At 61.3% G+C, this 2640-nt stretch carries 4 protein-coding genes; all 4 read right to left on the bottom strand.

Features of this window, described 5'->3' with window-relative positions:
* Nucleotides 1–553, bottom strand: a 553-nt coding sequence (locus F4Z81_02380; protein ID MXW03895.1) for a hypothetical protein, incomplete at its 3' end; no start/stop codon positions are given.
* A gap of 31 nt (nucleotides 554–584) precedes the next feature.
* A complete protein-coding gene (locus F4Z81_02385; GenBank protein ID MXW03896.1) occupies nucleotides 585–1451 on the bottom strand; it encodes a phytanoyl-CoA dioxygenase family protein in 867 nt (288 codons plus the stop codon).
* Between the two features lie 57 nt (nucleotides 1452–1508).
* Nucleotides 1509–1679 (bottom strand): Arc family DNA-binding protein, encoded by a 171-nt coding sequence (locus F4Z81_02390; protein ID MXW03897.1) that lies wholly within the window; start codon nucleotides 1677–1679, stop codon nucleotides 1509–1511.
* Nucleotides 1680–1704: 25 nt separating this feature from the next.
* Nucleotides 1705–2520, bottom strand: a complete 816-nt coding sequence (locus F4Z81_02395; GenBank protein MXW03898.1) for an SPFH domain-containing protein — start codon at nucleotides 2518–2520, stop codon at nucleotides 1705–1707.
* Nucleotides 2521–2640 lie beyond the last annotated feature (120 nt).

Raw genomic sequence — 2640 nt, forward strand, 5'->3', positions numbered from 1 at the left:
CCCTTTCCAGGTAGGCCGTCCGGTGGCGGTTGACGACGTCTTCGACCCGGCTCATGGCGATCCGGCTCCTGTCCTTCGACGAGTCGCCGGTTATCCTGACATCGATATCGTCCGTGTTTCCCACTTCTCGGGCAGCGAGTTCAACCAGGAGATCCAGCCGGCCGTCACGAATCGCGTACTCGGCGGCTTGCAAATCTGCGGCCGACACGCCGATCGCGCGTTCTGCGCGGTCCACGAAATCGGCACGTTCTGCGCTTTCCATGCCGTCCGCGGGTTCTGCGCCGGCCACGCGGTCCACGTGTTCCAGGCGGTCCGCGGCCTCGATTTCGCGGACGAGGGCAGCGTCTGCTCCCACGTCGCCCACGATCATCACGCGGGCCGTGAAGTTCTCCGTCTGGCCGATGACGAAGGACAGCCCCGTGTAGGCCAGCCAGAGGAAGACCGGGTACATGAACAGGGGTACCAGGACGACGTTGATGACGATGGAACGTTCGCGCAGGGCGCCGCGGAGTTCCCGGAGGAAAACGAGCCCTGTATCGGTGAGATTGAGCAATACGAGATCCTGTTCGCGGGACGGTGACCGGCTACTGAAAGGACCGGCGGACCCAGTCCCCGGCGTCGCGTACGACCTTATCGGGATGCAGGCGGCTGCGGGCGAAATGCCCCGTCGTGCTGCGCAGCGTCGGCTGGCGCGCATCCTGGTAGCGCCAGTCCATGCTCCACCTGACCTGATCGGTGCGGTTGGGAAGTCCCTGGTGGTAGAGCATGTTATGGAAGAGGACGATGTCTCCCGGGTCCAGTTCGATGGACACGGCCTGGTCCACGTAGGGCGCCAGGTCCTCCTGCGTGATTTCGAGGTAGTATTCGCGGTTTTCGTGCCGGGCCATGCCGATCCGGTGCGTGCCGGGGATGAACTGCATGCACCCATTGTCCTCGCGGGCGGGGACCAGGGGGGACCATACGTTGATCATGCGCAGGGCGTCCACCGTTTCCGCGCTGTGATCGCCGTCGCGGTGGACCTTGTAGGTATATCCCCCGTCCTGGTGCCAGAGGACGAGCGTCGGGGCGTGGTCGGGCAGCTTGGGGCGGATGGAGTAGTTCGGGTACAGCCGGAGCTCGTCGCCAAGGAGGGTTTCCATAATGTCCAGTAGCGGCGCGTGGAAGAACACCTCGTACATGCCCGCCAGGTGGAGCTCCTTGCGGAAGATGTGGGGCGCGTCGTCCGGGACGTCCTCGCAGATCCGGGCCAGGCGCGTCTCGAAGGGCGCATCGCCGTGGTCTTTCGAGATCTTGCCCGCCGCCATCAGCCGGTCCGCGAACCTGTCCACGAGTTCGCCAGCGTCGCGCCGGGCCGCCTCCACCACCCTGTCGGGATAGAACCCCTTCAGGATCACGAATCCCGTTGTTTCGAACCGGTCCAGGTTTGTATTTATCTCTACTGCCAAGCCAATGGTCTCCTGCTTCCAGTGATCACCTGCACATGTTTACCTGCACACGTTTCGGTTCCTTCAATCTTCCTCGCGCCGCCGCCGTTTCTTCCGTTTGTGCACTTCCGCCCGTAGAATATACTCGATCTGGGCGTTCACGCTACGCAATTCATCCTTAGCCCAGGCGTTGAGGTCATTCCAGAGCTCGGTGTTGATTCGCAGCAGCAGGGATTTCTTCTTATCCGGCACGATCGCAAGTTTCCCTGTAGCCCCAGCGTCAGTACAGCGAACCAGTATTGACGATAGGCTGCGTGGACGATTCGCTGCAGAGCACGGTGAGGAGATTGCTCACCATGGCGGCCTTGCGTTCTTCGTCCAGGTCGACTACATGCTGGTCCTTCAGTCTTTCCAGGGCCATCTCCACCATGCCCACCGCGCCGTCCACGATCTTCTGGCGGGCGGCGATGATGGCATCGGCCTGCTGCCGCTGCAGCATCACCTGCGCGATTTCCGGGGCGTAGGCCAGGTGGTTGATCCGCGCTTCCGATACCGAAACCCCGGCCGCGGCGACCCGTTCCCGTATTTCGTTGCCGAGCGCTTCGGACACTTCCTCTATGGAGGACCTCAGGCTGGCGGTCTCCCCCTCGGTCAGATCATAGGGGTAGCTGGTGGCCAGATGACGAATGGCCGATTCGGACTGTACCTGTATGTATTCGACAAAGTCGTCCACATCGAAACTCGCCTGGGCCGTATCTTCCACGCGCCAGACCACGACGGCCGAGATCTCGATCGGGTTGCCGTTTTTGTCGTTCACCTTCAGTCGCTCGCTGTCGAAATTCCTGGCTCGCAGGGAGATCTTCGCCTTGCTGTTGAGGGGATTCACCCACCAGAATCCCTGCTCCCTCACCGTCCCCGTGTATTTGCCGAACAGCGTAAGCACACTGGCTTCGTTCGGTTCCAGCGTGAAGAATCCCTTGAAGCAGAATCCCAACACGGCGAGGGCCGGTATGAAGATAAACACCAGCAGGAGCACGTCCCGGACGCTCATTTCCTGCTCCAGTACGGGTGGATTGAACGTGATGACCCAGTCCATGACCACTAACGTCAAAGGAAACAGGACGATCAGCCAGACCAACGCCCTCCAGCCGCTGAATTTCAACGGGCTTCGTTCCGTAATCATTGCTTTCCTCCTCCAAACATCGGTCGATAGGAT

It is taken from the genome of Gemmatimonadota bacterium, from assembly GCA_009835325.1.
In the GTDB taxonomy this organism is placed as follows: domain Bacteria; phylum JAAXHH01; class JAAXHH01; order JAAXHH01; family JAAXHH01; genus JAAXHH01.